Raw genomic sequence first — 23,395 nt, 5'->3', positions numbered from 1 at the left:
ATGAAAGGAATATTTACGAGTGCTATTTCTGGCAATGATTTTTCTACTTCTGAAAAAGTTAGTCTTAAATCAGTTAGAAAGCCTATTTTTGATTTAATTCTTAAAGATTATCCTAATTGTAATAAGAATGATTACATTTCTATTTCTGAACTTAATTTATATCGCGAAAAATACATCAGTTCACTTTTAATTAATGAACAAGGCGAATTAACGGAATTAGAAAAAGTTGTTTTAGATTCGGTTACCAATAAAAATAATTTAAGTCAGCAATTAGAGGAAAGAACAAAATATACTTTAGGACAAAAAGTCGCTGATAAAGTAGCCGAGTTTGGCGGAAGTTGGACTTTCATAATTTCGTTTATGATTTTCTTGCTAATTTGGATATTTATAAATGCATTCTTTTTATTAAATAAAGGTTTTGATCCTTATCCATTTATTTTACTAAATTTAATTTTATCTTGTTTAGCGGCTTTACAAGCTCCTGTAATTATGATGAGTCAAAATCGTCAAGAAGAAAAAGACAGAGAACGTGCTAAAAACGATTATATGATTAATTTAAAATCGGAACTTGAGATCAGAATGTTGCATGAAAAAATTGATCATTTAATTTTACATCAAGAACAATCTTTATTAGAAATTCAGAAAGTTCAAATTGATATGATGAATGATATTATCAAAAAGATTGAAAATAAACCTTAAATCATATTTTTAGGATTTACCCATTCGTCAAATTCTTTTTCAGTAACGTAGCCTAATGCAACTGCAGCTTGCTTTAAAGTAGTATCTTCATGATGTGCTTTTTGCGCAATTTCAGCGGCTTTGTAATACCCAATCTTTGTATTCAAAGCAGTAACTAACATTAGTGAATTGTTTAATAATTCTTCAATTCTTTTATAATTTGGAGTGATACCTTCAACACAATGTTTAGCAAAAGAAATACAAGCATCGCCTAATAATTGAGCCGATTGTAAGAAGTTAGCAATAAGCAAAGGCTTAAAAACATTTAGTTCATAGTGTCCTTGAGTTGCTCCAATTGTAATGGCTACATCATTACCCATTACTTGGGCAGCAACCATTGTTAAGGCTTCACTTTGTGTTGGATTTACTTTTCCTGGCATAATTGAAGATCCAGGTTCGTTTTCAGGAATAAGTATTTCACCAATTCCCGATCGAGGTCCAGAAGCTAATAAACGAATATCATTTGCAATTTTATTTAACGAAACCGCTAGTTGTTTTAAAGCAGCATGACTTTGTACAATGGCATTATGAGCTGAAAGTGCTTCAAATTTATTAGGAGCAGTTTTAAACGGAATTCCTGTAAATATTGAAATATTTTTTGCAACTAAAACATCATAGCCTTTAGGTGTGTTTAAGCCAGTTCCTACGGCTGTTCCACCAAGTGCTAGCTCTGAAATTGGCTCCAATGATTGCTGTAAAGATTTTAATCCGTTTTCTAATAATTTAGCGTAACCAGAAAATTCTTGTCCCAAGGTTAGGGGAGTGGCATCCATTAAATGAGTACGACCAATTTTAATTACATCTTTGAATTCGTTTGCTTTTGTTTCCAAAGTTTTTTGTAGCAATTCAATTGCCGGAATTGTATGTTGAATTAGCTGAATGCTTGCTGCAATATGCATGGCTGTTGGAAATGTATCATTTGACGATTGCGACTTGTTGACATCGTCATTTTCTTTTAAAACGGGTTCTTCTTCAAAAGTTTTTTGAGATAATTGTTGAGCTCTGTGCGCAATAACTTCATTGACATTCATATTAGATTGTGTTCCAGAACCAGTTTGCCAAATTACAAGTGGAAAATGTTCGTTTAGTTTATCATTTAGAATTTCATCACAAACTTGTGCAATCAAATCACGTTTATGAGTTGCTAAAACATTAAGCTCAGTATTTGTAAAAGCAGCAGCTTTTTTTAAATAGGCAAAAGCTTTTATAACCTCAAAAGGCATTGATGCTGCTGGACCAATTTTAAAATTATTTCTTGAACGTTCTGTTTGTGCACCCCAAAGTTTATCGGCAGGAACTTTAACTTCTCCTAAAGTGTCTTTTTCAATTCTAAAGTCCATTTTTTGTTTTTTTCTTTAAATTTAGGGAATTGTTAAAAGAATTTGTGTTATAGAATTGTAAAAAATAAATTTTACTTCTATCTTTGGACTTGAATTCATAAAATTCCGGAAAACATGTTTGAATTTCAACAGTATTTAGGCTTTTTACTTTTCTTAACCATTTTAACTATTGGTTTTTGGTTAATGATTTTCTTAGCTTCATTTGTACCTTATTGGTTAGGTGGTGCTATTTCTGAATTAATTAAAGAGAAAAGAGCGAAAAGACAAGAACAAGAAAATTAATAATTTCTTTGATTCAAAATAAAAGGGAACCAATTGGTTCCCTTTTTTTATTACATAAACTCTCCGTCTCCGTCGTCGTTATTATCTCTTTTATTTCTATCAGATTCTTTTTTTCTATTGAATCTATAAGTGAAAGAGAATAAAATTGTTCTTGTTCTTCTTTGAAATTCAGCATCAGACATGGTTAAATCTTTGATATACGTTTCACGTCTCATTTTTGCGGTATTAAATAAATTATCTGCATTTACTGAAATTGTAGCTTTGTCTTTTATAATGTCTTTACTTAATGCCATACTCACATTGGTCATCGATAATCGTTTACCTTGAGCATTTCTTTGTGGTCCCATATAGAAAACATTGGTTTGCCAATCTATTTTATAAGGAAGCGTAATTTTATTGTTTAATCGAGCAAAGAAACCAAAGGCATCATTATCAAAATTTTGTGTTACCACATTGTTTAGATAATCAGTATAAGTATAATCACCACGAGTTTGAACACTAAATAAGTTGAAGTTGGTATTAGTTCTCCACCATTTGTAAGGCGAGTAATTTACATTAAACTCAAAACCAGTTCTTACTTCTTTTGAAAGGTTAATTGGTGTCGAAACAATTACAGGAACATTTTCAACAAAGTTACCCGTTTCTCTTCTAATAAATTGGAATGATTGATCAGTAAGATTTGTATAAATAGAAGAATTCAAAGTTAATTTTGACCATCTTTTTAAGTAACCAATTTCAATTACATTAGTATAAGTTGGATCTAAATCAGGATTTCCTTGAAATAAATTTACGTTACTGCTGTAAGATGAAAACGGATTAATAAATCTTCCTCTTGGTCTGTTAATTCTTTTGCTATAACTTAAAGTGAACGAACTTTTTTCGTCGAACTCATAATTTAAAGTTGCAGTAGGGAAGAAGTTATTATATTTTTTTGTGTTGTAATTATTGATATTTAATGAATTAATTTCGATATCAGTATCTTCCCATCGTAAACCTAAGAAATAAGAAAACTTATTATACTTGTTACCGTATTGAAAATATAAAGCATTAATGTTTTCTACATATTCTAATAAGTTGTTGTAATCAGAATTTGGTATAATTTGGAAATCCGTTAATGTTGTTGCAAAACTTCCTCTGTAACCAGCTTCAATTCTACCTTTTTCACCAATTGGTAACACATAATCTGTTTGAGCTAAAATTCTATCTTGAGTATTATTATTAATAGTATATTCATAGTTTGGAGCATCTGTACTTCCTAAAACCGAATCAGTAATTTCTGAATTTTGATTTCTTCTATTAGTAGAAACAGAGAAATCTGCTGTTAATTTATGATCTTCTTTTTTAAATTTTTTGGTAAAATTTGTAGCATATTCCAAAACAAAACTTTTTTCGTATTGATTATTAAAACGGTTTCTTGTATAAAGAAATGTTCTATCAATATCGAAATAATCCATTAATACATTTTCAGGATCGGTTTCTTTATTTTCTCTAAAAGTTAATGAGTTGGTCCAAGTTAACGAAGGTGTTAAATACCAATCGGCACCAAAATTTGCATTATAGCCTTTATCTTGATCTTTATTGTTTCTACTTTCGTTCATATAACCTGTAATATCGTCGATAATATTTTCAGTACCTGAATCGAAATAAGTTGAGTTAACATAAGACTTTCCTTTGTTGGTTCTACGATTATAACTAAAATTTGAGAAAACATTAAAGTTGTCCGTTTTGTAATTAATGCTCGTGCTTCCTGTATAAGTTTCTGGTGTACCCGCTGATAATACAACTGAACCATTTAAACCATTAGTTTTTCCTTTTTTAAGAACAATATTGATAATTCCACCACTACCTTCAGAGTTATATCTTGCAGATGGATTTGTAATAACTTCTACTTTTTCAATAGCATCAGCCGGAAGCATTTTTATAACATCACTAACATTAATTCCTGCTAAACCAGAAGGTTTTCCATCAATTAAAATAGTAACATTTTCGTTTCCTCTCAAAGCGATTGTTCCATCAGTATCAACAGTAACAGAAGGTACGTTGTTTAAAACGTCACCAGCAGTACCACCTTTAACCGTCATATCTTTGCTTACATTGTAAACACGCTTGTCTAATTTAATTTCTACTGTTGGTTTTTCCGCTACTAATTCAACACCAGCAAGCTGAGAAACATCTGCTTCTAAGTAAACAGTTCCAAAATCTTTATTGTCTTTTAAATTCTGATTTTTTAGTTCAATTGTTTTAAATGAAATGAATTCAAAACGAATGTTGTAAATACCGCTTGGTACTTCAAAATTGAATTTCCCATCAAAATCGGTAACACCTCCTGTAAGTTGTTTGGTTTTAGCATCTTCAAAGACAATTGTTGCATATTCTAAAGGTAAATCGGTACCTTTTTCTAAGATAGTACCTGTAATTTTAATTTTTTTGACATCAGTTTTATACTGAGCAAAAATTTGACTTGTAATCAGTAAAAATAAAAAAGCAGTTAGCTTGGTGATCTTGTTCATAACAATTTTTTCAATCTAAGACTGCAAAAGTACCTCTTGGTTTAAGCTTAAAATCACAAATCTTTGTTAAAAAAAGGAATCACCAATTTTGAAAACGTTTTCGTTATTTTAATATGTCATTAATTTTCTCATAAGGCCTTGCTACAACAGCTTTATTGTTTTTTACTACAATTGGTCTTTCAATTAATTTAGGATGATTGAGTAAAACATCAATTAGTTCTTCATCACTTAATTCTTTTCCTTTATAATTTTCGGTCCATTCTTTCTCTTTTGTTCTTACTAAGTCAATAGGTTTATAATTTAGTTTTTTTAAAACATCTTTTAGTTCTGCTTTAGTAAAAGGTTCATCAAGATATTTACGTATCACAATTTCTTCATTTAAATTTTCAACAAAGCTTAAACCTTCTCTTGATTTGGTACATCTCGGATTATGGTAAATAGTTATCATATTTAATTTTTTATACAAATTTAAAAAATACTACATTAGTAGAAATTTTATTTAAAATGTATATTGAACAAATTAAAAAGTTTAAGCCCGAGTTATTTCTTTATTTTATAGTTCCGTTTTGTTTTTTAGCCTTAATGGCCTGGAATTATGTAGCATCTATGGATATGGATACTAATGAAGTTATTCATCAATCTATTAGTATGTTAGGAGTTAATGGAACATTTTTAATTATGGTTGGTCCACTGGCAATTGGATTATTTATTGTTTTGATTTGGACCAAATTTATTCAGCGAATTCCAATTACAGCACTAACAACATCGAGACCAAAAATTGACTGGAAACGCGTTTTTCTTTCTTTTTTCTTGTGGGGAACTATTACCGCAACCATGATTTATATTTCATATTTAACCACACCTGAGAATTTTATTTGGAATTTAAAGCTCGATAAGTTTTTAATTTTTCTAATAATTGCAATAATATTTATTCCCATGCAAACCAGTTTTGAAGAATATTTATTTAGAGCGCACATGATGCAAGGAATTGGTTTAGCTACAAATTCAAGATTGATTCCGCTTTTAGTAACTTCTTTTTTATTCGGAATAATGCATGCTGCTAATCCTGAAGTAGATAAAGTGGGTTGGGTAATTATGATTTACTATATCGGAACTGGATTATTTTTAGGAATAATAACTTTAATGGATGAAGGTTTGGAATTAGCGCTTGGTTTTCATGCGGCAAATAATTTAATAAGTGCTTTATTAGTAACTGCAGATTGGACAGCTTTTCAAACACATTCTATTTTTAAAGATGTATCCGAACCTTCCGCTGGATTTGAAATTTTTACGCCAATTTTCATAGTGTTTCCGATACTGTTCTTCATTTTTTCAAAAATTTATGGATGGAAAAATTGGCAAGCAAAACTTTTTGGTAAACTAACAAATTAAATCATGATTCCGCATTATAAAAACATACATAACTTATTCAAAATTAACGGATTTCATCCTACAACAGAAACTTTATTTCAGCTTTCTTATAGTTTTATAAAAGAAGGTGAAGACTTTGAAAAACAAATTGGAAATTTCCTATTAGATTGGTTGGATAATAAAGATTTTATTGAAACTGAAACGTCTGGAAGTACGGGAAAACCAAAGCTTATAAAAATGCAAAAACAAGCAATGGTAAATTCGGCAATTGCAACAGGTAATTTTTTTGATTTACATCCAGGAAATAAAGCGTTGCATTGTTTACCAACGAAATATATTGCAGGAAAAATGATGTTAGTTCGAGCAATAATTCTAGGATTAGAAATCGATTTGGTTAATCCTGCTGGTAAAATGTTTAGTAAATTACATACCGAATATGATTTTGCTGCCATGGTTCCGTTGCAAGTTGAGAATAATCTTGAAAATTTGCAACACATTAAAAAGTTAATCATTGGTGGTGTTGCACCTTCTGTAGAATTGGTAAAAAGAATAAAAAAACTTCCTTCTACAAAAATCTATGAAACTTACGGAATGACCGAAACCATAACGCATATAGCCGCCAAAGAAATTGGTAAATCGTATTTTAAATTAATGGAAGGTGTTTCAATTTCCTTAAATGATAAAGATTGTTTGGTAATTAACGCACCAAGAATAAGCGAAGAAGCTATTGTAACTAATGATTTGGTTGAAATTAAATCTAAAAATCAATTTAAATGGTTAGGACGAATCGATAATGTGATTAATTCTGGTGGAATTAAAATTATTCCTGAAGTTATAGAAGAAAAATTATCGAATAAGATTCAAGAGAAGTATTTTATTGCTTCAAAACCAGATAATAAATTGGGCGAAAAAGTAATTTTAGTAGTAGAAGGAAATGAAAAATCTATCTTGGATACTAAAGTTTTTGACGGATTAGAAAAGCATGAGCAACCTAAAGAAGTTGTTTACGTTAAAAAGTTTAAAATGACTCCAACTGATAAAATAAATAGAAGCGCTACTTTAAAATTGATTTAAATAGAAAATCATATGAAAAATTCGTCAGTTTGAGTTTTTTCTGAAAGAAAAAGTATCGAAAACAAGAATTTTAATTCAAAGTTTTTAAACTTCTCGATACGATTTTTTTTCAAAAAATCTACTCGAAGTGACGAACAACACTTCAATGAAAAGCAAGTTAATTGGAATAATTATTAATTAAAAACGACTCTTATGACTGTTGAGAAAATTGATTTACGCCAACAAATATTTTTGCATTTAGATGGATTAGTAGTTGCTCCAACGGCTTTTCATTTGAAGCAAAATGGAATATTAGATTTTCTCTTACAACACCAAAAAGTAAATTTAAATGAGCTTACTGAGCAATTTAAAGCAAATGAAGGTTATTTAAATGTTGGTTTAAGAGTTTTAGCTTCTCAAGGTTTTATTGATTATTTTATTGATAACCAAAACGATATTGTAGAGGTTTCAGTAAATTCTAAAAGCGAATTTGCCTTTTCCAATTTCGACTTATATGAAGATGTTGTAAAAATGCTTCAGGAGACTGATTTTTTTACTTCAGTTCAAATTGATAGTGAACATATAGGACGAATAGCAAGTTTATTTGAAAAATTTAGAAATAACTTCGGAATTTCCTTTTCAGAAAATAAGGAAGAATTTCAAATTCAAAAGCAAATTTTAAAGCATATTGAAGGTTATTTAGTTGCGCCAATTGTAGTAAGTTTAGGAATGACTGGAATGTTTCATAAATATTTTATGGAAACTTCATTTAAAGCGGAAGAATTTCATAAAGAACCTGAAACTTTTAGAGCGATTCTCGATTTCTTTACCTTTTTAGGGTGGTTTACCCAAAAAAATGGTTTTTATCAGTTTACCGAAACGGGATTGTTTTTTGCAAAAAGAGCCACGGCTTATGGAGTTACTGTTTCCTATTTACCAATGTTTAAAAATCTAAATCAAATGTTGTTTGGCAATGCTTCTGCACTGCGTGAAATAGCTATTCATGAAGAAGAAAAACACGTAAACAGAGAAATGAATGTTTGGGGAAGTGGAGGAGCACACGCTACATATTTCAAAGTGATTGATGAAATCATAATCGAACTATTTAATCAACCCATTGATTTACAACCGAAAGGGATTTTAGATATGGGTTGTGGAAATGGCGCTTTTCTTCAACATATTTTTGAAGTGATTGAACGTCAGACTTTAAGAGGAAAATTACTTGATGATTATCCTTTATTTTTAGTTGGAGCCGATTATAATCAGGCTGCTTTAAAAGTAACACGTGCGAATTTAATTAAGGCCGATATTTGGGCAAAAGTGGTTTGGGGTGATATCGGAAATCCCGATTTATTAGCTTCTGATTTAATGGAAAATTATAAGATTTCATTGGGTGATTTATTAAATGTTCGTACTTTCTTAGATCATAATAGAATTTGGGAAAATCCAAAAAATATGAATCCAAGCAGAATTTCCTCTTCAAGCGGAGCTTTTGCACACAGAGGAAATAGAATTTCGAACAGTTTGGTAGAAGAAAACTTATTTGAACACTTCAAAAAATGGTCGCCTTATGTAGAGAAATTTGGATTACTTATAATTGAATTACATACCATTTCACCAGAATTAACAGCTCAAAACATTGGTAAAACAGCAGCAACAGCTTACGATGCTACACATGGATTCTCAGATCAATTTATAGTAGAAATTGATGTTTTACATAAAATTGCAGCCGAAGCTGGTTTGCAACCAGATAGTTTGTATTTCAAGAAATTCCCAAATACTGATTATGCAACTGTGAGTATAAATTTGTTAAGGGGTTAATTATTTAGCAATAGTTCTTCCCAACACAAACATCGTATCTTGATTGCTGTCGATTACAATTTTTTCAATTCCGTTTTGCATAGCAATATCTAAAACATCTCTTGCGGGAAGTGAAGCAAAAGGTTTCGTTTCGTTTGCCCAATTCATCAATGTTTGTTGCGAAGTGAAAGCACCTAATATTTTTTGACCATCAACTTCAAAAACAGAAGTGAAAGACATTTGCGTTCCTTTTTCAATAGTTGACCAACCTTCTTCGTTCCTATCTTTTCCAACAATGGGTTCAGTTGTAGGAATTAACAAAAAAGCATTATTTCCTTGTAGTTCATTAAAAACAGCCAAAAAAGTTTCTTGATTTTGGTTGTTTTGAAATGTTTTTATTGCAGAAAGTAATTTAGTATTATTTGGTTGAAACTCTAGTTCAGGATTAGATGTACTCATGTTTTATTTTTATGAACGGCAAAATTACACAATTTAAATTACTCTTTAAAACAGACTTCCTTGAATTAATTCTTGTGATTCTTCAGCTAAAAATGGAAAAGTCTCAATAATATCAAATTGTTTTCTATCGTCGTTAAAAACTCGCAAAGCAATTTTATGACAATTAAAAGTAATATTTGGATTTACAGGAAATAGATTTTTAGCAATTTCAATTTTTTCAGGCTGAATTCTTCTACCAATCGAAATATGAGGTTCGTTACTTTTAATTTTTACAGGATAAGGAAATTTTTGATGAATCGAAGTCATGATTTGCTTCAAATATTGCTTTGATTCTTCATTAGGAGCTAGAAAGAAAGCACCATTTGGAAAAGTGTCAAAATTGGTAAACTGAACTTCTTGTGGTTTAAAGTATCTAGTAATTTCTGTTAGTTTGGTTTTTATGTTTTCCAACTCTTTTTCGTTTCGTTCAAATTCGTTTATTGTAATATGAGCTAATGAGTTTTTACTATTAAACCAACCAATTTTAGAAGCTAATAATTCTTTCATTTGTTTTACTTCTTCAATTATAGTTTCACTTGGTTGTATGACAATAGAGTAGGTTTTCATTTTTATCAAGATTAATGTTGAATAAAAATAGTTTAAAATATTTAAAATAAGATTTGTTATATGAATTAGAATGGTATTTTTATAGCTTAATGATTAGAAATTTTAAAAGATGGATTTAGCAAAACATTGTGAACTTTGTGATAATCAGAAAGTAAATTTGAAAGAAGGGACTACTTGCGGTTTAGACGGAAGAAAACCCTTTTTTAATAAAACATGTTTAAAAATTGAGTTAAATGAAAAATTCGAAAGAAAATTAAAAGAAATTAATATTAAATATGAGAAGTTAAGATCTGAAAAAGCGATTACTTATACATATTTTGTAGTTTTTTTAATTATTGGATTTCTAGTAATTTTAGCAGGATTTCTTTTAGGTAAATATATTTTAGAAAATGGAGTAATAGCAACTGCGCCTTTAATTATAATGGGAGTTGGATTGTCTCCATTAGGATTAGCTTTTGGAACATTGAATAATTATAGACAAGAATTAGAAATAGCAACAAAAAGAAAAATCAAATAGATCATATTCTTAAACTATATAGAATAGATTACAAAATAGATATTAAGTTTGGTGAAAAATATCATGGAAATCAAGATGTTTACGTCAATTTAAAAGTAAATAAAAGAAGTTTTAATTAACATCAAATAGAATGAATCAATTTAAAATTGACAATAATGCATTTGAGATAAGAGTAAAACCTGCTAATTTAGTTGTTAGATTTTTCTTTTTATTTCTATCAATTATAATGGTTTTACTTCCGTTATCGGGTTTGGTTTATAATATAAGTGAAGGTAGTGAATTTCATATTGGGTATATTATAGGACTTGGAATGTTTTCTCTTTTTGGCTTCTATTTTCTAAGATTATATTTATGGAATACTGGAGGTAAAGAAGTAATTACTATTAGTCAAAATTTGATAGAATATTATGCAGATTATATTTACTTTAAAGGAAATCAACAAAAGATAAATTTTGAGAGAATAGTTTTTGATTTTGAATCAATAGGTTTCGAAGATGAAGAAAAAGGAGTACTATGTTTAATAGTTTCTGAAAATCGATTTATTAAATGTGCAGCCATTTTGCCAATAAGTGAATTGAATAAATTAATAGAAACTCTAAATAAAAAGTATAATTCGATTGAAATCAAAGTAAAAGACTAAGTAAAATAAAATTATTTTAATTTTAAAAAACTTAAATTTGAATTCTTACAAACCAAAATTAATGTTTTTAAAAGACTCTTTATTCAAATTTAAAAGTATTCTAGCTTTCAGTTTTATTTTGATAGTTCAATGTGTAAATTCTCAAAATAGTAAAATTGATAGTCTTAAGATTGAATTACAAAATCATAAAGCAAAAGATACTATTCGAGTTAATCTTTTAAATCATTTAGCTTTTCATCACTACAGAAATGATCCGCCTAAAGCTGTAGCTTACATAGAAGAATCTATAAAACTTGCTAATAAATTAGGTGTTAAAAAATTTACAGCACATAGTCATTATATTAAAGCAATAGTTTATACAGAGCAAGCAAATTTTTCAATTGCTATACCAAATTATGATAAAGCTATTCAATTTTATACTTCTTTAAATGATTTAAAAGGAATAGAAAAATGTAAAAATGCATTAGGTGTTTTGTATACATACAAAGGAGATTACGAAAACGCTTTGAAGTGTTATGAAGAAGCAATGGCAATTGCTAAAAAGCGTAAAGATGAAAATATTGTACTTACTTATTTATATAATATTGGTGTTATTTATTCAAATAAGGGAGATTATGACAAAGCACTAGTAGTTTTTAATAATGCTTTGGAACAAAATAAAAAAGAAAAAGACACATTAGGAATAATTAATAACTTAAATACTATTGCAGGAACATATTACGAACAAGGAAATTATCGAGTTTCTTTAAAGTATTATAACGAAAGTTTACATATAGCAAAAAGTAGTAAAGATTCTATTGGTGTATTTCAAGCTTATATTAATATTGGGAATGTTTACAGGATGAAAAGCGATAAAAATAAAGCATTACATTATTACAATAAAGCTCAAGCAATAAAGAGTGCGAGTTATAATGTTAGAAATGTAACCGCTTTAAAAAACAATATTGCAGGAATTTATTATGAAGAAAACAAATTTGATAAAGCAATTATTTATTATAATGAATCTATTAAATTAAGTAAAGAAATTGGAGAAAATTTAAATTTATCCACTGCTCTTAATGGTTTAGGTTTTGTTTACTTTGAAAGCAAACAATATTCAAAAGCATTAACTTATTTTGAAGAAGCCAAAAAAACTAATTTAGAAAATGATTTTTCGTATGATTTATTAGATTCCTATCAAGGTTTAGCTGATACTTATTTAAAGCTTTTAAAATATGACTTTGCTTTAGATCATGCCCAAGAATTGCTTAATTTATCAAAGGAAGCTAATTCTTTGAGACACGAAATGCTTGCTTATGGTATTTTATCTGAAGTTTATGAAAATAAAGGTAATTTTAAAAGTGCATTTGAAAGTCATGAACAATATAAAGTTTTAAGTGATAGTCTTTTAAACGAAGAAAATATTAAAAAAATTGCAGGAATTGAATACGAGTATAAATATAAAAAAGAACTAGATGAAGCCGCATTAAGAGAAACTAAACTTAACAAAACTGTAGAAACCACTTCAAAAGATTTAGAAAAATCACAACGTAATTTACTATTAGGAATTATTACTTTTTTAGCGGTTGCGATGGTTTTAGGAAGTATAATATTCTTTTTAAAACTTAGAAATTCAAAAGCAAAAACTCAAAATATAATTACAGAGCAGAAGTTATTGCGAACCCAAATGACACCTCATTTTATTTTTAATTCGCTTTCTGTTTTACAAGGTATGATATTAAACAAAGAGGAAACTAAATCGGTTAGTTATTTGTCTAAGTTTTCTAAACTATTACGAATTACTCTTGAAAATTCTCGTGATAAAACGGTTTTATTGTCTCATGAACTAGAAGCTGTTGAAAATTACTTATCACTTCAAAATATAGAAAACGAAAAAATCACATTTAGTTTAAATGTTGATAAAGAAATTGATACTAAAAATATAAAAGTGCCACCAATGCTTATTCAGCCTTTTGTTGAGAATGCAATTGAGCACGCTTTTAAAAATCAAAAAGAAGATTGTGAAATAGAAATTAAGCTTACCTTAGTTGGAGGAAAATTGATATGTGAAATTTTAGATAATGGAATAGGAATTGATTCGAGCGAACGAAATTCGAATAAAAACAAAAAATCCTTAGCAACAAAAATCACATCGGAACGTTTACAATATTTGTCAAAAGATTTTAAAATGGATGCTTCGGTTACTATTGAAGATAGAAGTAAATTTGAGGAACAAGGAACTAAAGTGACTATCCAAATACCTTATAAGAAAACAGCATAATGAAAGCGATTATTGTAGAAGATAAAGAATACATCAGAAAAGGTTTAATGAACCTGCTTTCTATTATTGATTCTAATATCGAAGTAATAGGAGAATGCGAATCTGTTCAAGAAGCGACAATAGTTACAAAAACTTGTAAACCAGAGTTGGTCTTTTTAGACATCAATTTATCGGATGGAACGGCTTTTGATTTTTTAGATCAAATTGAATCTATCGATTTTAAAATCATATTTATTACCGCCTACGAAGAATATGCTTTACGCGCCTTAAAAATAGGAGCAGTTGATTATTTACTTAAACCTGTTGATGTAGAAGAACTAAAAGTGGCGCTGCAAAAAGTAGAAAAACTTTCAGCTGAAGACCAAAAGGCTAAAATTGCTAAAACAAAACAGGTTTTCAATAACGAAGGCAATCATATTATTTTATCATTTCACGATAGTTACCAAGTCATTAATTTAGACGAATTAATTTATTGTGAATCCGATAAAGGCTACACCACTTTTTATTGTAGTGATGGGAATAAGCATTTGGTTTCCAAAACACTCAAAGAATATGAGGATCGTTTGTTAGAAGCAAACTTTCAACGTCCGCATCAATCATTTATGATAAACATGAAGTTTGTCGATAAGTACGATAAAGCGGGAACTATTCATTTAAAAAACGGAACAAAAATTCCAGTTTCTTCACGAAAAAAAGAATCGTTTCTTTCCTCATTATTCAATTGGAATAAGAAATAACCTAATTCTATAAAATCAAATTTTTACTGTACTTAAACGAATATTGATTGAAAGATATCAGATATTGGTTAGCTATTTCGTATTGTGTTTTCTGATAGTATTTTTAACTATAATTTAAAATCTAATATTATGAAAAAACAATTACTTTTTTTACTAACTTTTTGTTTATCTGCGATAGGATACTCGCAGGTATTTACTGATAATTTTATTACCTATACAGTTTACTCTGTTGCAAATAACACTGTTAGGGTTCATTCTTATGATGCAGCTGGAGGCGCTAATGTTATAATTCCTGCAACTATAGACTATAATTCAGTAACATATACTGTTGTAGCAATTAATCAAATGGCTTTTATGAATAAAGGTTTAACTTCAGTTTCTTTACCTTCAACTCTTACAAACATAGGTTTGTTTGCCTTCGCTACTAATCAATTATCTAATATTGTTATTCCTAATACAGTTTCTAGTATTGGTACTGCAGCTTTTCAAGATAACCAATTGACAAGTGCCAATATACCAACGAGCTTAACTATAATTGAAGATCAAGTTTTTAGAAATAATTTGTTAACTAGTGCTGTTATCCCTAATGGAGTAACAAGTATAGGTCAAGCCTCTTTTTTTGGTAATCAATTAACAAGTGTTTCTATTCCTAGTAGCGTTACAAATATTAGTAGTTATGCTTTTAATACAAACCAACTAACAAGTGTTACAATTCCAGAAAATGTAACGTTTATTGGAAATTTTGCTTTTAATGCAAATCCTCTTGCTAATGTTTCTTCACTAGCAACAACGCCACCCACTATTACTACGTCTGGAGATATTTTTGATACTTTTGCTATTGACAGAAGTACAATTTATCTTCACATTCCACCAGGAACCACAGGAGCTTATGTTACAGATGCAGGGGCGTTATGGACTGGTTTTGCTTCTACTACAGAAGATGCACTTTCAACTTCAAATTTTGAATTAGAAAATGAGATAAAAATAATCACTACTGAAAATGGTTTGAATATCGTTTCAAATAACGGATTACAATTAGAAAATTATACGATTTACAATTTATCAGGGCAAGAAGTTGTAAAAGGTATTGAAACTGTAATAGAAACAACTTCTTTTTCAAGAGGTATCTATATTGTAAACTTAAATTTTGATAAAGGTTCTGTAGTTAAAAAAGTTTTGATTAAATAAAAAAATATGGAAAATCTAATTACAATAAATAGGCAAAACAATTCACTAGATCAATTACATAGTGCTTTAAAAAACAACCCAAATTTTCAATGTTCAAAAGAATACGACATTTGAGAACAACGAGTAGATAATAGTGGAAACTTAGCACAATGTCTAGTTGTAAAAAAGAATAATATGCACGCAATTAAACTATTTTTTATTAATGAAAATACGTTGAAAGCCAATCATATCATCCCAAATAAAATAATGCAAGCGTATTTTGGTAAAAGTCAAAAAGCATATCAAAATGTAATTGAATTTATAACAGGCAAAATAAAAGCTGCTATTTTAGAACCTGCTCAAGAAAAAGCATTTTATGAAATTGAAACGGAAGTAGTAAGAGTCATTTCATAATTTCTTTACTGATTCAATTATATTTCATATTTTGATAGAAAATTTACAATTTTAGTAGTATGATGAACTTTATTAGTGAATATCCATTAGTAAAATGGATTTTAGTAGGTTTTGGTATTTTATATATCTTAGACAAATACGGTGTTTTTAGTCCAGTAGATAACCTTATAAATCTAATTGGCCGCTATAAATATAAAAGTCAAGCTCACTTAAACGAACCAAAATTAAAAGAAGTCATTGAGTATTTTAATAAGAAACAGTTCAGTAATGTAGAGCAAAGCATTAAAAGTATGACAGCGAGTCAGCGTTCATTTGCTTTTGAAAGTTTAGGTCAATATGGCGACACTAAAATTACTGACGAATGGATTAAAAGAGAACCTTCAAACGATTTACCAAAGATTATTAAAGGAAACCAATTAATTCATAAAGCTTGGGAAATTCGTGGAAGCGGAACAATTGATACGGTTTCAAATGAGAAACAAGTTTCTTTTAAGAAGCAACTTAAAAAAGCAGAAGAAGTGTTAATTGCGTTTAGCAAAAACAACACAACTTATAAATCGAATGCTGCAGCTTGTTTAATTACCATTTATAAAGCAATTGATGCAAATAGAGAGTATGTACACCAACTTTTTGAAGATACAGTTAAAGACGCTCCAAATGATGCCGAGTTACATAAAAGTTATATGTCATTCGTATCTCCAAAATGGGGAGCTACTGATGAAGAATATAAAAATTATCTCAACCGTATTAACGAATGGTCACCATTTATACAGCAGTTAATATTATCCCAATATTATTTCGATTTAAATTATTTCCATGATTATCAAGATACTGATGGTAAAATAGCAAATCTAATGGCTGAAGTTAAAGCCGCACCAATTAATAATTCTAATTTGCATCGTTACGAATTGTATAAAGTATTGTATTGGACAGCTTCTAACCTGGAAATGAAAGAATTCCAAGAATATTATAAACAAATGGCTCTACCTTATTTGCAAGATTAATTTCGTGAAAGTAGTAAAACGGATATTCTATTATTTTTTCTGGATAATCCTATCCTTAGCGATTGGTATAATCTACATGCGATTACTTTTAGGCGAAATACCAAATGAAAACGATTACAACGGATTCGGTTTTTTTCTAAAGTTATTTTTTACTTATGGTTTATTTTATGTAGGATTGCTAATTGGCGGAATTATTGCGCTACTTTTTATTAGTACAGATGTTTTTCTTTTAAGAAAGAGATTAGATAACAATTCAAAATCAGCATTAGTTAGAATAGCTGTTTTATTGGTAATTAGTCTTTTAGTTTTTATATTACATTATTTTTAGAAAAAGCGATTGATATTATTTAATTTGAAAATGCCAAGTAGATGAAAAAATTAAATCTGATACTTTTATTGTTAACATTCGGAAGCTTTTCTATCGAAGCTCAAAATGCTATTGAAGATTTTATTCCAGAAGGTTATGTGTTGTATGATACAGTTTTTGGCGATTTAAATAAAGACAATAAAGAAGACTGTATCCTTATCATAAAAGGAACAAATAAAGATAATTTTGAAACCAATCGTTTTGATGAGATAGTAGATCGCAATCGTAAAGGTATTATTATCTTATTTAAAACTGCGAATGGTTATCAAAAAGTTACCGAAAATTTAGAGTGTTTTTCTTCAGAAAATGAAGATGGAGGCGTTTATTATGCTCCAGAACTTTCTTTTGAAGTTATAAGAGGCAATCTAGTAATTCATTATGCTCATGGAAGATATGGTTGGTGGAAATACACCTTCAGGTTTCAAGATTCACAATTTAAATTAATTGGATATGATGAAACCAATGGAGGAGTTGTAATAAGAAGCGAAACAAGTATTAATTTTTTAACCAAAAAGAAATTAACTAGAGAAAACATCAATGAAGAATCAGAAGGGAATGATGAGGTTTTTAAAGAAACATGGAGTAAAATTGTAATTAATAAACTACTCAATCTTTCCGAAATCAAAGATTTTGATAGTTTAGAAATGTATAAATATTAATTATAAACTGACAACTATGAAATTTTATACTTTTTTATTCTTTAGTATTTTATCATTGTTTGTATCTTGTAATGGACAAACAGTAAATAAAACGATTCCCAATAATCAATCAACAGAATTATTAGTAAAAGGCGATACGGTAAAAGAACTTGGTAAAAGTATCATGGTAATTTATCAAGACAAAAAGAATAATTTTTGGTTTGGTAGTTGGGAAACTGGTGTGTATAAATATAATGGAAATTCAATAGTAAACTATACCACAAAACATGGTTTACCAAGCAAAAGAATTGATGAAATAAAAGAGGACGAACAAGGTAATATTTACTTTTCAAGTTGTTGTCCCAATGCTACGGTAACCAAGTTTGATGGAAATTCTTTTGAAGTGTTATCAACTTTTTCTAGTAATTATTGGCGTCTTAATTCCACAGATTTATGGTTTAGACATTCCTATGAATATGAAAACAAAGTGTATCGGTATGATGGTACTACTCTACATGAGTTGATATTGACAAAACCCCCAAAACTTTCCAATCCCTTTGGAATTTATAGTATTTATAAAGACACGAAAGGAAACATTTGGTTTGGTACAAATCCTGTTGGAGTTTGTCGCTACGATGGAAAAACATTTGAATGGATAACCGAAGAAGATGTAACAGAATTTAGAAACGAAGGTGCTAATGGTGTACGTTCCATTTTAGAAGATAAAAATGGAGATTTTTGGTTCAATACCGAAAACCGTTACAGTATTTACGATAGCATTACATTAAACAGCGATAAATTTTATACAAGACATGAAAGTATAGGAGGTTTAGACGGAAAAAAGGATAGTAATTTAGACGAATATCTTTCTTGTGTAAAAGACGATAATGATAATTTGTGGTTCGTAACGTATCGTGATGGCGTTTGGAAATATGACAGTGAGAGTATTACTCACTTTCCTGTTAAAGACAATTCAAAAGACATTACTTTGTTTAGTATTTACAAAGATAATAAAGGAGAACTTTGGCTTGGAACACATGAAAATGGAGTATTTAAATTCAATGGAACCACTTTTGAAAAATTCAAACGCTAAAACTTATGCTAATTCTGTTTCTTTTATTCTTTTTAATTCTTTTATTAGCCTTACTTTTCGCGATTTTTAAAATTGGTAAATGGACTTTAAAAGAAAGAGCAAGAGTTAAATGGGTAATTTCTATTATTGGTATTTTAGTTGTAGCGTTTGCAGTAAAAAGAGTTTTTTTTACAAAAATGGAATTTATTCAATCCAATGTTTATTCCAATTTATATATTGTAGAAAATCCAGAGAAAGATGCTTCAAAAGTAAAAAAAGCAATCATAGATAAAATAAAAGAACATCTTAAAGCCAATCATAAACAAGAAAATAAGCTTTCCTATTCTAATGAAACAGAATGCATTTACTTTTATGAACTTGGCGGAAGAACATTCGGTTTTTTGGGCGAAGCAGGAACAAGTTATTTTATAGACCATGAAGAAGATTTAGGCGGATTTGTAACCGAAGAATTAGGAATGTATCAAGAATATAGAATGGCTGAGTTTTATTATAAAATTTCCGAAAACGAATTAAATTCAACTTGTGGCGAACTCAATTGGTTTGACGAAGGCGAGTTTATAAAAACAGATACAATTTGTAATTTAGAAATCATTAAATAGAAAAATGAGAAAAAAAATAATTACATATTTAGTAGTATCAGTTTTCACGCTTTTTATAAGTTGTAAAAAACAAGAACAAGATACTATTGAAGTTGAAGAAATAGAAACTTCTCAAAACTCGCCAACAAAATTTAAGAATAGTGCTTTGAGTAATGCCGGTAAAATTGAAATTGGAGTAATTTATACAGATACTGTTCAATATGTAGAATTTAATGATAATTACGATGATTTTCTAGTTATTGTAAATAAAGGCAAAGATACAATTGCACTTATTTATAACTATAATGATCCAAAATTTATAAAAGGCGACCAACTTGAAATTAAATGGAAAATTGACAGCTTACGTCCGGCTGGTGATCCTACACACTTAGATTATGTCGAATATTTGGTAACAGCTAAAAGAATAGGAGAGCGTTCTAGTTTTATGCATGAATTTAATAATTTACCGCTTAAAAAAATGCCAATTACTGAAAACACTTCATTTGATAGTTTTATAGAAGCCGAAGACATGAAAAATATAAATCCAGAACCATTTAATTTATCATTTGTTTATAAAAATTGGTATGTAAAAGGGTATAATTTCAAAGCCATTTCAGGGTATAGAATTAATTTGTCAAAAGAGTTTTATTCTGTTGTTTTAACAGTTAAAAAAGGCGATCATGAAATGGAAACGAATTTAATTAATTACGATTTAAAAGGAAATATAATAGATTTCAAATTAATCGCCTATGATGAAATTGCCGAAGGTTTTTTCAGATCAACTTCATTATTAGAGAAAAATAAAGTAACCATTAAAAATATAGAATTTACAGACGAAGGTCATGAATCAACAGATGTTTTTAAAATAAACGTTGATGGAAAAATTAGAATTCAAACAATAGATGAGGTTCTTATAAATGATGTTATTTCTCAATTAGGCCTTAAAAAGCAAAATATAAAACAGAGTCTAATTGCTCAAAAGTTAATCAATAATTCAAACGAAACAATTATTGTAATACCAGAAATTGTAGAAGAAACCCAAGAGTATTTTAGTCTAAACACACATATCGTAATTTATAATAACGAACTTCAGAAAATCACTCATAAATATTTTGAAAGTCACAAAACAAACGATTGGGTTTCCGATGCTATTCGTTTAGATGGTATAACCATCGAAAAAATGAATTATAGAGTAAAAGAAAATACACATGCTTTTGGAATAAGTGTTGATTATTTTGGTTCATCAAGAGTAAACCCATATCATAAGCATTTACTATCGTTATTTGTTAAAGAAAATGAGAAGCTAATAAATATCCTACATAATTACATTTTTGAGGAAAATTTAGCAGAATGGAATGGTGCTTGTGAAGGCGAATTTCAGGATAAAAAAACCAAATTTATCTTTACGACAGATATTACCAATGAGTATTACGATATTATTGTCAAAAAAACGATTACAAAAACCACAAATTTTGAAACAGAAATTGGCGATTGCGATTACAATGAAGAAATTAAAAGAGAAACAAGTGTTTTAAAGTTTGATGGTAATGAATATAAATAGTTTTAAATGGATAAAATTCTAACTGATATCCATCTATAAAGATTTTAAACCAAATGAAGTGAAATTGGTAATTGACGAATTGTCATCTATTACGTTAAAAGATGTTATGGCTGAATCTGAATATAATTTGTTAAATACAAGAATGGCTATTTTAAAAATAGCAAAAGGAAACGTTGAAGAAGTAAAAGAATTTACTAAATGTGCTAAATTAGATTTTCGAGACCTAATTATTTGGTCTATGCAAGATAAGTAAAGATAATTCTGTAATTTAAAATATAAAATTTAATCAAAAACCTTATTATTTTCATATTAAAGTTTTGGAAATAAAGCTATTTGCCAATAAAATATCTTTTTTCTCTTTATTTATAAGGGTTAAAGAGGGTACAGGTGTGCTCGAGGTGTTAAAAATAAGGTTAAAATATCATATTAATATCCAATGATATCTTTTTTTAGTCCAAAGTATAAATATTACCCAAACGTGAAATAAATTGAAAGTAATAGTTGAATTATAACTTTAAGTTTTTAATTTAAATCTTTCAAATTTAAATTAAAAAATAGTGCATCTGACCTATTTCAATAAAATATTTTTTAAAATAATATTGCAGTATCATCTTCAAAATATTACATTATGAAAACTAAACTAATTATTTTAATGCTACTTTTTTCAAATATAGCACTTTTAAATGCTCAAACATTAGGTGAATTTAAACCTGGAAAAAGTGGTCCTAAAACTCTAGAAAGCAGAAAATTTGATTCAAAAGAAGTATTCATAGCTGATTTTGCTGTGCATTTTCAAGTTTATGCAGAAGAATCAACTACAAATAAAGGAGGAACAAGTTTTGTGAAAGGAATTATGGGAAAAGCCAAAGCATCTCTTGCTGTTGGTTTAGATATTCCTACAGCAACAATCGAAAAAATAACCAATGATTCTTATGCTAATTTTGTTGCCGATTTAAAGGCGCAAGGTTTTAATATCTTAAATCCGGAGGTTGCAAAAAACACTAATTATTATAAAGATTACAAATATAGTACTTACCTTGCTATGATTCCTTCACCAACAAAAGAAGGTGCTGTTCTTGTGCATCCTCAAAACACGGGCTTTTATTATAAAGAAAAAGGGTCTTACGCACCATACACAAAACTATCTACCGAACTAAATGATGCCGCTGTTATTCGTGTAGATGTGTATATTGATTTTGTTAAAATGGGTGATTTTAACAAAGGTTTTGGAGCTTCTGTTAATGCAAAAACTAACTTGGTTATGTCTGAACAAAATACGATTATACATTTTGTAATAGGAAGAAATAAAATTGGAGGCTCTCCATTAGCAGAATACCAAGGAATAATAAAAAAAGACTTGGAGATTGATGGAGTTATAAAAGAAGAAAAGATTACTTCATATGCACAATCCGATTATGATAATAAAGGAGTGGAAACAGCATTCGGAACTCTATACACAGCAAAAAACACAACTAGTTCTAAAGTTGTTTTAGTGCCTGCTGACGCTAATAAATATGAAGCTGGAGTAACAGAAGCTTTAGATGTATTTTTAGAACATCATATTAAAGAATTCTATTCCAAATTTTATAAGAAATAAATTTATTGAAAATTATTAGTTGTGTTACAATCAATTCTTGAACAACAATTAAAAAAGTACCAACAATGGGATTTTATCATCTTTTTGATACTAACCTTATTGTCGGTACTAAACGGGCAAACCACCGTATTCTATTTGATGTATTTCTTTTGGTGCAATGAACTCATTCGAATAATAATTGACAAATTTTATGCTAAAAAAAATCCAAATGCGAGTAACAAAGATTGGAAATCATCTGATTTTACTGGAGGCTTGTTTTCAATGGGTATTTATTGGGTTTTCTTAGTAGTCTTTTTTGGGTTTATAGCAGCATCTAGTAATAGTGAAATCATATTCACTAACATGGAAGTTTTATTTTTTCAGAATTGGTTTTTCAATATCAATTTGATTTTTGTATTGGTTGAACGCATTTATTTACATCGAAAACAGCAACCCTTAACTATTTATTTTGGAGCATTTAACCCAAATATGATAGTGCTTCATGTTTCTATAATTGTAGGTGGAGTTATCCTATTTTTTCTGGTAAAACAATTCCCAGAAACCTTTACACCTGAAAATAAATGGGGTTCAGTATTAATCGTTCTTCCTTTTTTATTTTTAAAAATACTCAATCAAAAACTTTCATCAGACAATCACAATTTTAAATAATTATATCAGAAAAAT

At 28.7% G+C, this 23,395-nt stretch carries 25 protein-coding genes; 20 read left to right on the top strand and 5 right to left on the bottom strand.

Going from position 1 to position 23,395, the window contains the following annotated elements; translation table 11 throughout:
* On the top strand, positions 1-699 hold the full coding sequence (locus tag GCU34_RS04780) for a DUF1003 domain-containing protein (protein WP_072784138.1): 699 nt from the start codon (positions 1-3) through the stop codon (positions 697-699).
* Here GCU34_RS04780 and fumC read toward each other — a convergent pair.
* Positions 696-2,078: a class II fumarate hydratase gene (gene fumC, locus GCU34_RS04775; protein WP_072783611.1), complete on the bottom strand. Its 1,383-nt coding sequence runs from the start codon at positions 2,076-2,078 to the stop codon at positions 696-698. The genes GCU34_RS04780 and fumC overlap by 4 nt on opposite strands.
* Positions 2,079-2,192: 114 nt before the next feature.
* On the opposite strand from fumC, the gene GCU34_RS13595 reads away from it, so the two are divergent.
* On the top strand, positions 2,193-2,360 hold the full coding sequence (locus tag GCU34_RS13595) for a hypothetical protein (protein WP_178138348.1): 168 nt from the start codon (positions 2,193-2,195) through the stop codon (positions 2,358-2,360).
* A gap of 50 nt (positions 2,361-2,410) precedes the next feature.
* Here the strand turns inward: GCU34_RS13595 and GCU34_RS04770 are convergent, their stop codons facing one another.
* Positions 2,411-4,870: a TonB-dependent receptor domain-containing protein gene (locus tag GCU34_RS04770; RefSeq protein WP_072783613.1), complete on the bottom strand. Its 2,460-nt coding sequence runs from the start codon at positions 4,868-4,870 to the stop codon at positions 2,411-2,413.
* A 103-nt stretch (positions 4,871-4,973) separates the two neighbouring features.
* Positions 4,974-5,318, bottom strand: coding sequence for an arsenate reductase (glutaredoxin) (gene arsC, locus GCU34_RS04765; RefSeq protein ID WP_072783615.1), 345 nt, complete (start codon positions 5,316-5,318; stop codon positions 4,974-4,976).
* 56 nt (positions 5,319-5,374) lie between these two features.
* Here arsC and GCU34_RS04760 point away from each other — a divergent pair, with 56 nt between their 5' ends.
* The 3 genes from GCU34_RS04760 to GCU34_RS04750 all read left to right on the top strand — a co-directional run bounded on the left by GCU34_RS04760 (position 5,375) and on the right by GCU34_RS04750 (position 9,115).
* A complete protein-coding gene (locus GCU34_RS04760) occupies positions 5,375-6,262 on the top strand; it encodes a CPBP family intramembrane glutamic endopeptidase (protein WP_072783617.1) in 888 nt (295 codons plus the stop codon).
* 3 nt (positions 6,263-6,265) lie between these two features.
* A complete protein-coding gene (locus GCU34_RS04755) occupies positions 6,266-7,315 on the top strand; it encodes an AMP-binding protein (protein ID WP_072783618.1) in 1,050 nt (349 codons plus the stop codon).
* A gap of 192 nt (positions 7,316-7,507) precedes the next feature.
* Positions 7,508-9,115, top strand: a complete 1,608-nt coding sequence (locus GCU34_RS04750) for a class I SAM-dependent methyltransferase (protein WP_072783620.1) — start codon at positions 7,508-7,510, stop codon at positions 9,113-9,115.
* Here the strand turns inward: GCU34_RS04750 and GCU34_RS04745 are convergent, their stop codons facing one another.
* Positions 9,116-9,553, bottom strand: coding sequence for an SseB family protein (locus GCU34_RS04745; protein ID WP_072783622.1), 438 nt, complete (start codon positions 9,551-9,553; stop codon positions 9,116-9,118).
* A 45-nt stretch (positions 9,554-9,598) separates the two neighbouring features.
* Complete coding sequence (locus tag GCU34_RS04740; protein ID WP_072783623.1) at positions 9,599-10,159, bottom strand: 2'-5' RNA ligase family protein; 561 nt, start codon at positions 10,157-10,159, stop codon at positions 9,599-9,601.
* Positions 10,160-10,268: 109 nt separating this feature from the next.
* Here GCU34_RS04740 and GCU34_RS04735 point away from each other — a divergent pair, with 109 nt between their 5' ends.
* The 15 genes from GCU34_RS04735 (at position 10,269) to GCU34_RS04665 (ending at position 23,380) form a co-directional block, all read left to right on the top strand.
* A complete protein-coding gene (locus GCU34_RS04735; RefSeq protein WP_152378358.1) occupies positions 10,269-10,676 on the top strand; it encodes a hypothetical protein in 408 nt (135 codons plus the stop codon).
* Positions 10,677-10,806: 130 nt separating this feature from the next.
* Positions 10,807-11,316, top strand: coding sequence for a hypothetical protein (locus GCU34_RS04730; RefSeq protein WP_072783627.1), 510 nt, complete (start codon positions 10,807-10,809; stop codon positions 11,314-11,316).
* A 61-nt stretch (positions 11,317-11,377) separates the two neighbouring features.
* Positions 11,378-13,576, top strand: coding sequence for a DUF2225 domain-containing protein (locus GCU34_RS04725; protein WP_084656913.1), 2,199 nt, complete (start codon positions 11,378-11,380; stop codon positions 13,574-13,576).
* Entirely contained in the window at positions 13,576-14,313 is a 738-nt protein-coding gene (locus GCU34_RS04720; RefSeq protein WP_072783628.1) for a LytR/AlgR family response regulator transcription factor, read from the top strand. Before GCU34_RS04725 ends, GCU34_RS04720 begins: the two co-directional genes overlap by 1 nt.
* Before the next feature lie 129 nt (positions 14,314-14,442).
* Complete coding sequence (locus GCU34_RS04715; RefSeq protein WP_072783630.1) at positions 14,443-15,501, top strand: leucine-rich repeat domain-containing protein; 1,059 nt, start codon at positions 14,443-14,445, stop codon at positions 15,499-15,501.
* Between the two features lie 174 nt (positions 15,502-15,675).
* Positions 15,676-15,894 (top strand): hypothetical protein, encoded by a 219-nt coding sequence (locus tag GCU34_RS13830; protein WP_227658733.1) that lies wholly within the window; start codon positions 15,676-15,678, stop codon positions 15,892-15,894.
* A gap of 59 nt (positions 15,895-15,953) precedes the next feature.
* Positions 15,954-16,898 (top strand): hypothetical protein, encoded by a 945-nt coding sequence (locus GCU34_RS04705; protein ID WP_072783632.1) that lies wholly within the window; start codon positions 15,954-15,956, stop codon positions 16,896-16,898.
* Between the two features lie 76 nt (positions 16,899-16,974).
* Positions 16,975-17,226: a hypothetical protein gene (locus GCU34_RS04700; RefSeq protein WP_152378357.1), complete on the top strand. Its 252-nt coding sequence runs from the start codon at positions 16,975-16,977 to the stop codon at positions 17,224-17,226.
* 41 nt (positions 17,227-17,267) lie between these two features.
* Positions 17,268-17,924, top strand: coding sequence for a hypothetical protein (locus GCU34_RS04695; protein WP_072783636.1), 657 nt, complete (start codon positions 17,268-17,270; stop codon positions 17,922-17,924).
* Between the two features lie 16 nt (positions 17,925-17,940).
* Complete coding sequence (locus GCU34_RS04690; RefSeq protein ID WP_072783638.1) at positions 17,941-18,996, top strand: ligand-binding sensor domain-containing protein; 1,056 nt, start codon at positions 17,941-17,943, stop codon at positions 18,994-18,996.
* 5 nt (positions 18,997-19,001) lie between these two features.
* Positions 19,002-19,595, top strand: coding sequence for a hypothetical protein (locus GCU34_RS04685; protein WP_072783640.1), 594 nt, complete (start codon positions 19,002-19,004; stop codon positions 19,593-19,595).
* A gap of 4 nt (positions 19,596-19,599) precedes the next feature.
* Positions 19,600-21,135, top strand: a complete 1,536-nt coding sequence (locus tag GCU34_RS04680; RefSeq protein ID WP_072783642.1) for a PA3715 family protein — start codon at positions 19,600-19,602, stop codon at positions 21,133-21,135.
* Between the two features lie 58 nt (positions 21,136-21,193).
* Positions 21,194-21,388 carry a hypothetical protein gene (locus GCU34_RS04675; RefSeq protein ID WP_143146205.1) on the top strand — a complete coding sequence of 65 codons (195 nt, stop codon included), beginning with the start codon at positions 21,194-21,196 and terminating at the stop codon, positions 21,386-21,388.
* 375 nt (positions 21,389-21,763) lie between these two features.
* Complete coding sequence (locus GCU34_RS04670; RefSeq protein WP_072783646.1) at positions 21,764-22,732, top strand: hypothetical protein; 969 nt, start codon at positions 21,764-21,766, stop codon at positions 22,730-22,732.
* Positions 22,733-22,753: 21 nt separating this feature from the next.
* Positions 22,754-23,380, top strand: coding sequence for a hypothetical protein (locus GCU34_RS04665; protein ID WP_143146206.1), 627 nt, complete (start codon positions 22,754-22,756; stop codon positions 23,378-23,380).
* Positions 23,381-23,395: the final 15 nt, after the last annotated feature.

The organism is Flavobacterium haoranii (assembly GCF_009363055.1).
Taxonomy (GTDB): domain Bacteria; phylum Bacteroidota; class Bacteroidia; order Flavobacteriales; family Flavobacteriaceae; genus Flavobacterium; species Flavobacterium haoranii.
Note: the sequence above shows the minus strand (reverse complement) of the source record. Positions and strands in the feature narration are given on the sequence as shown.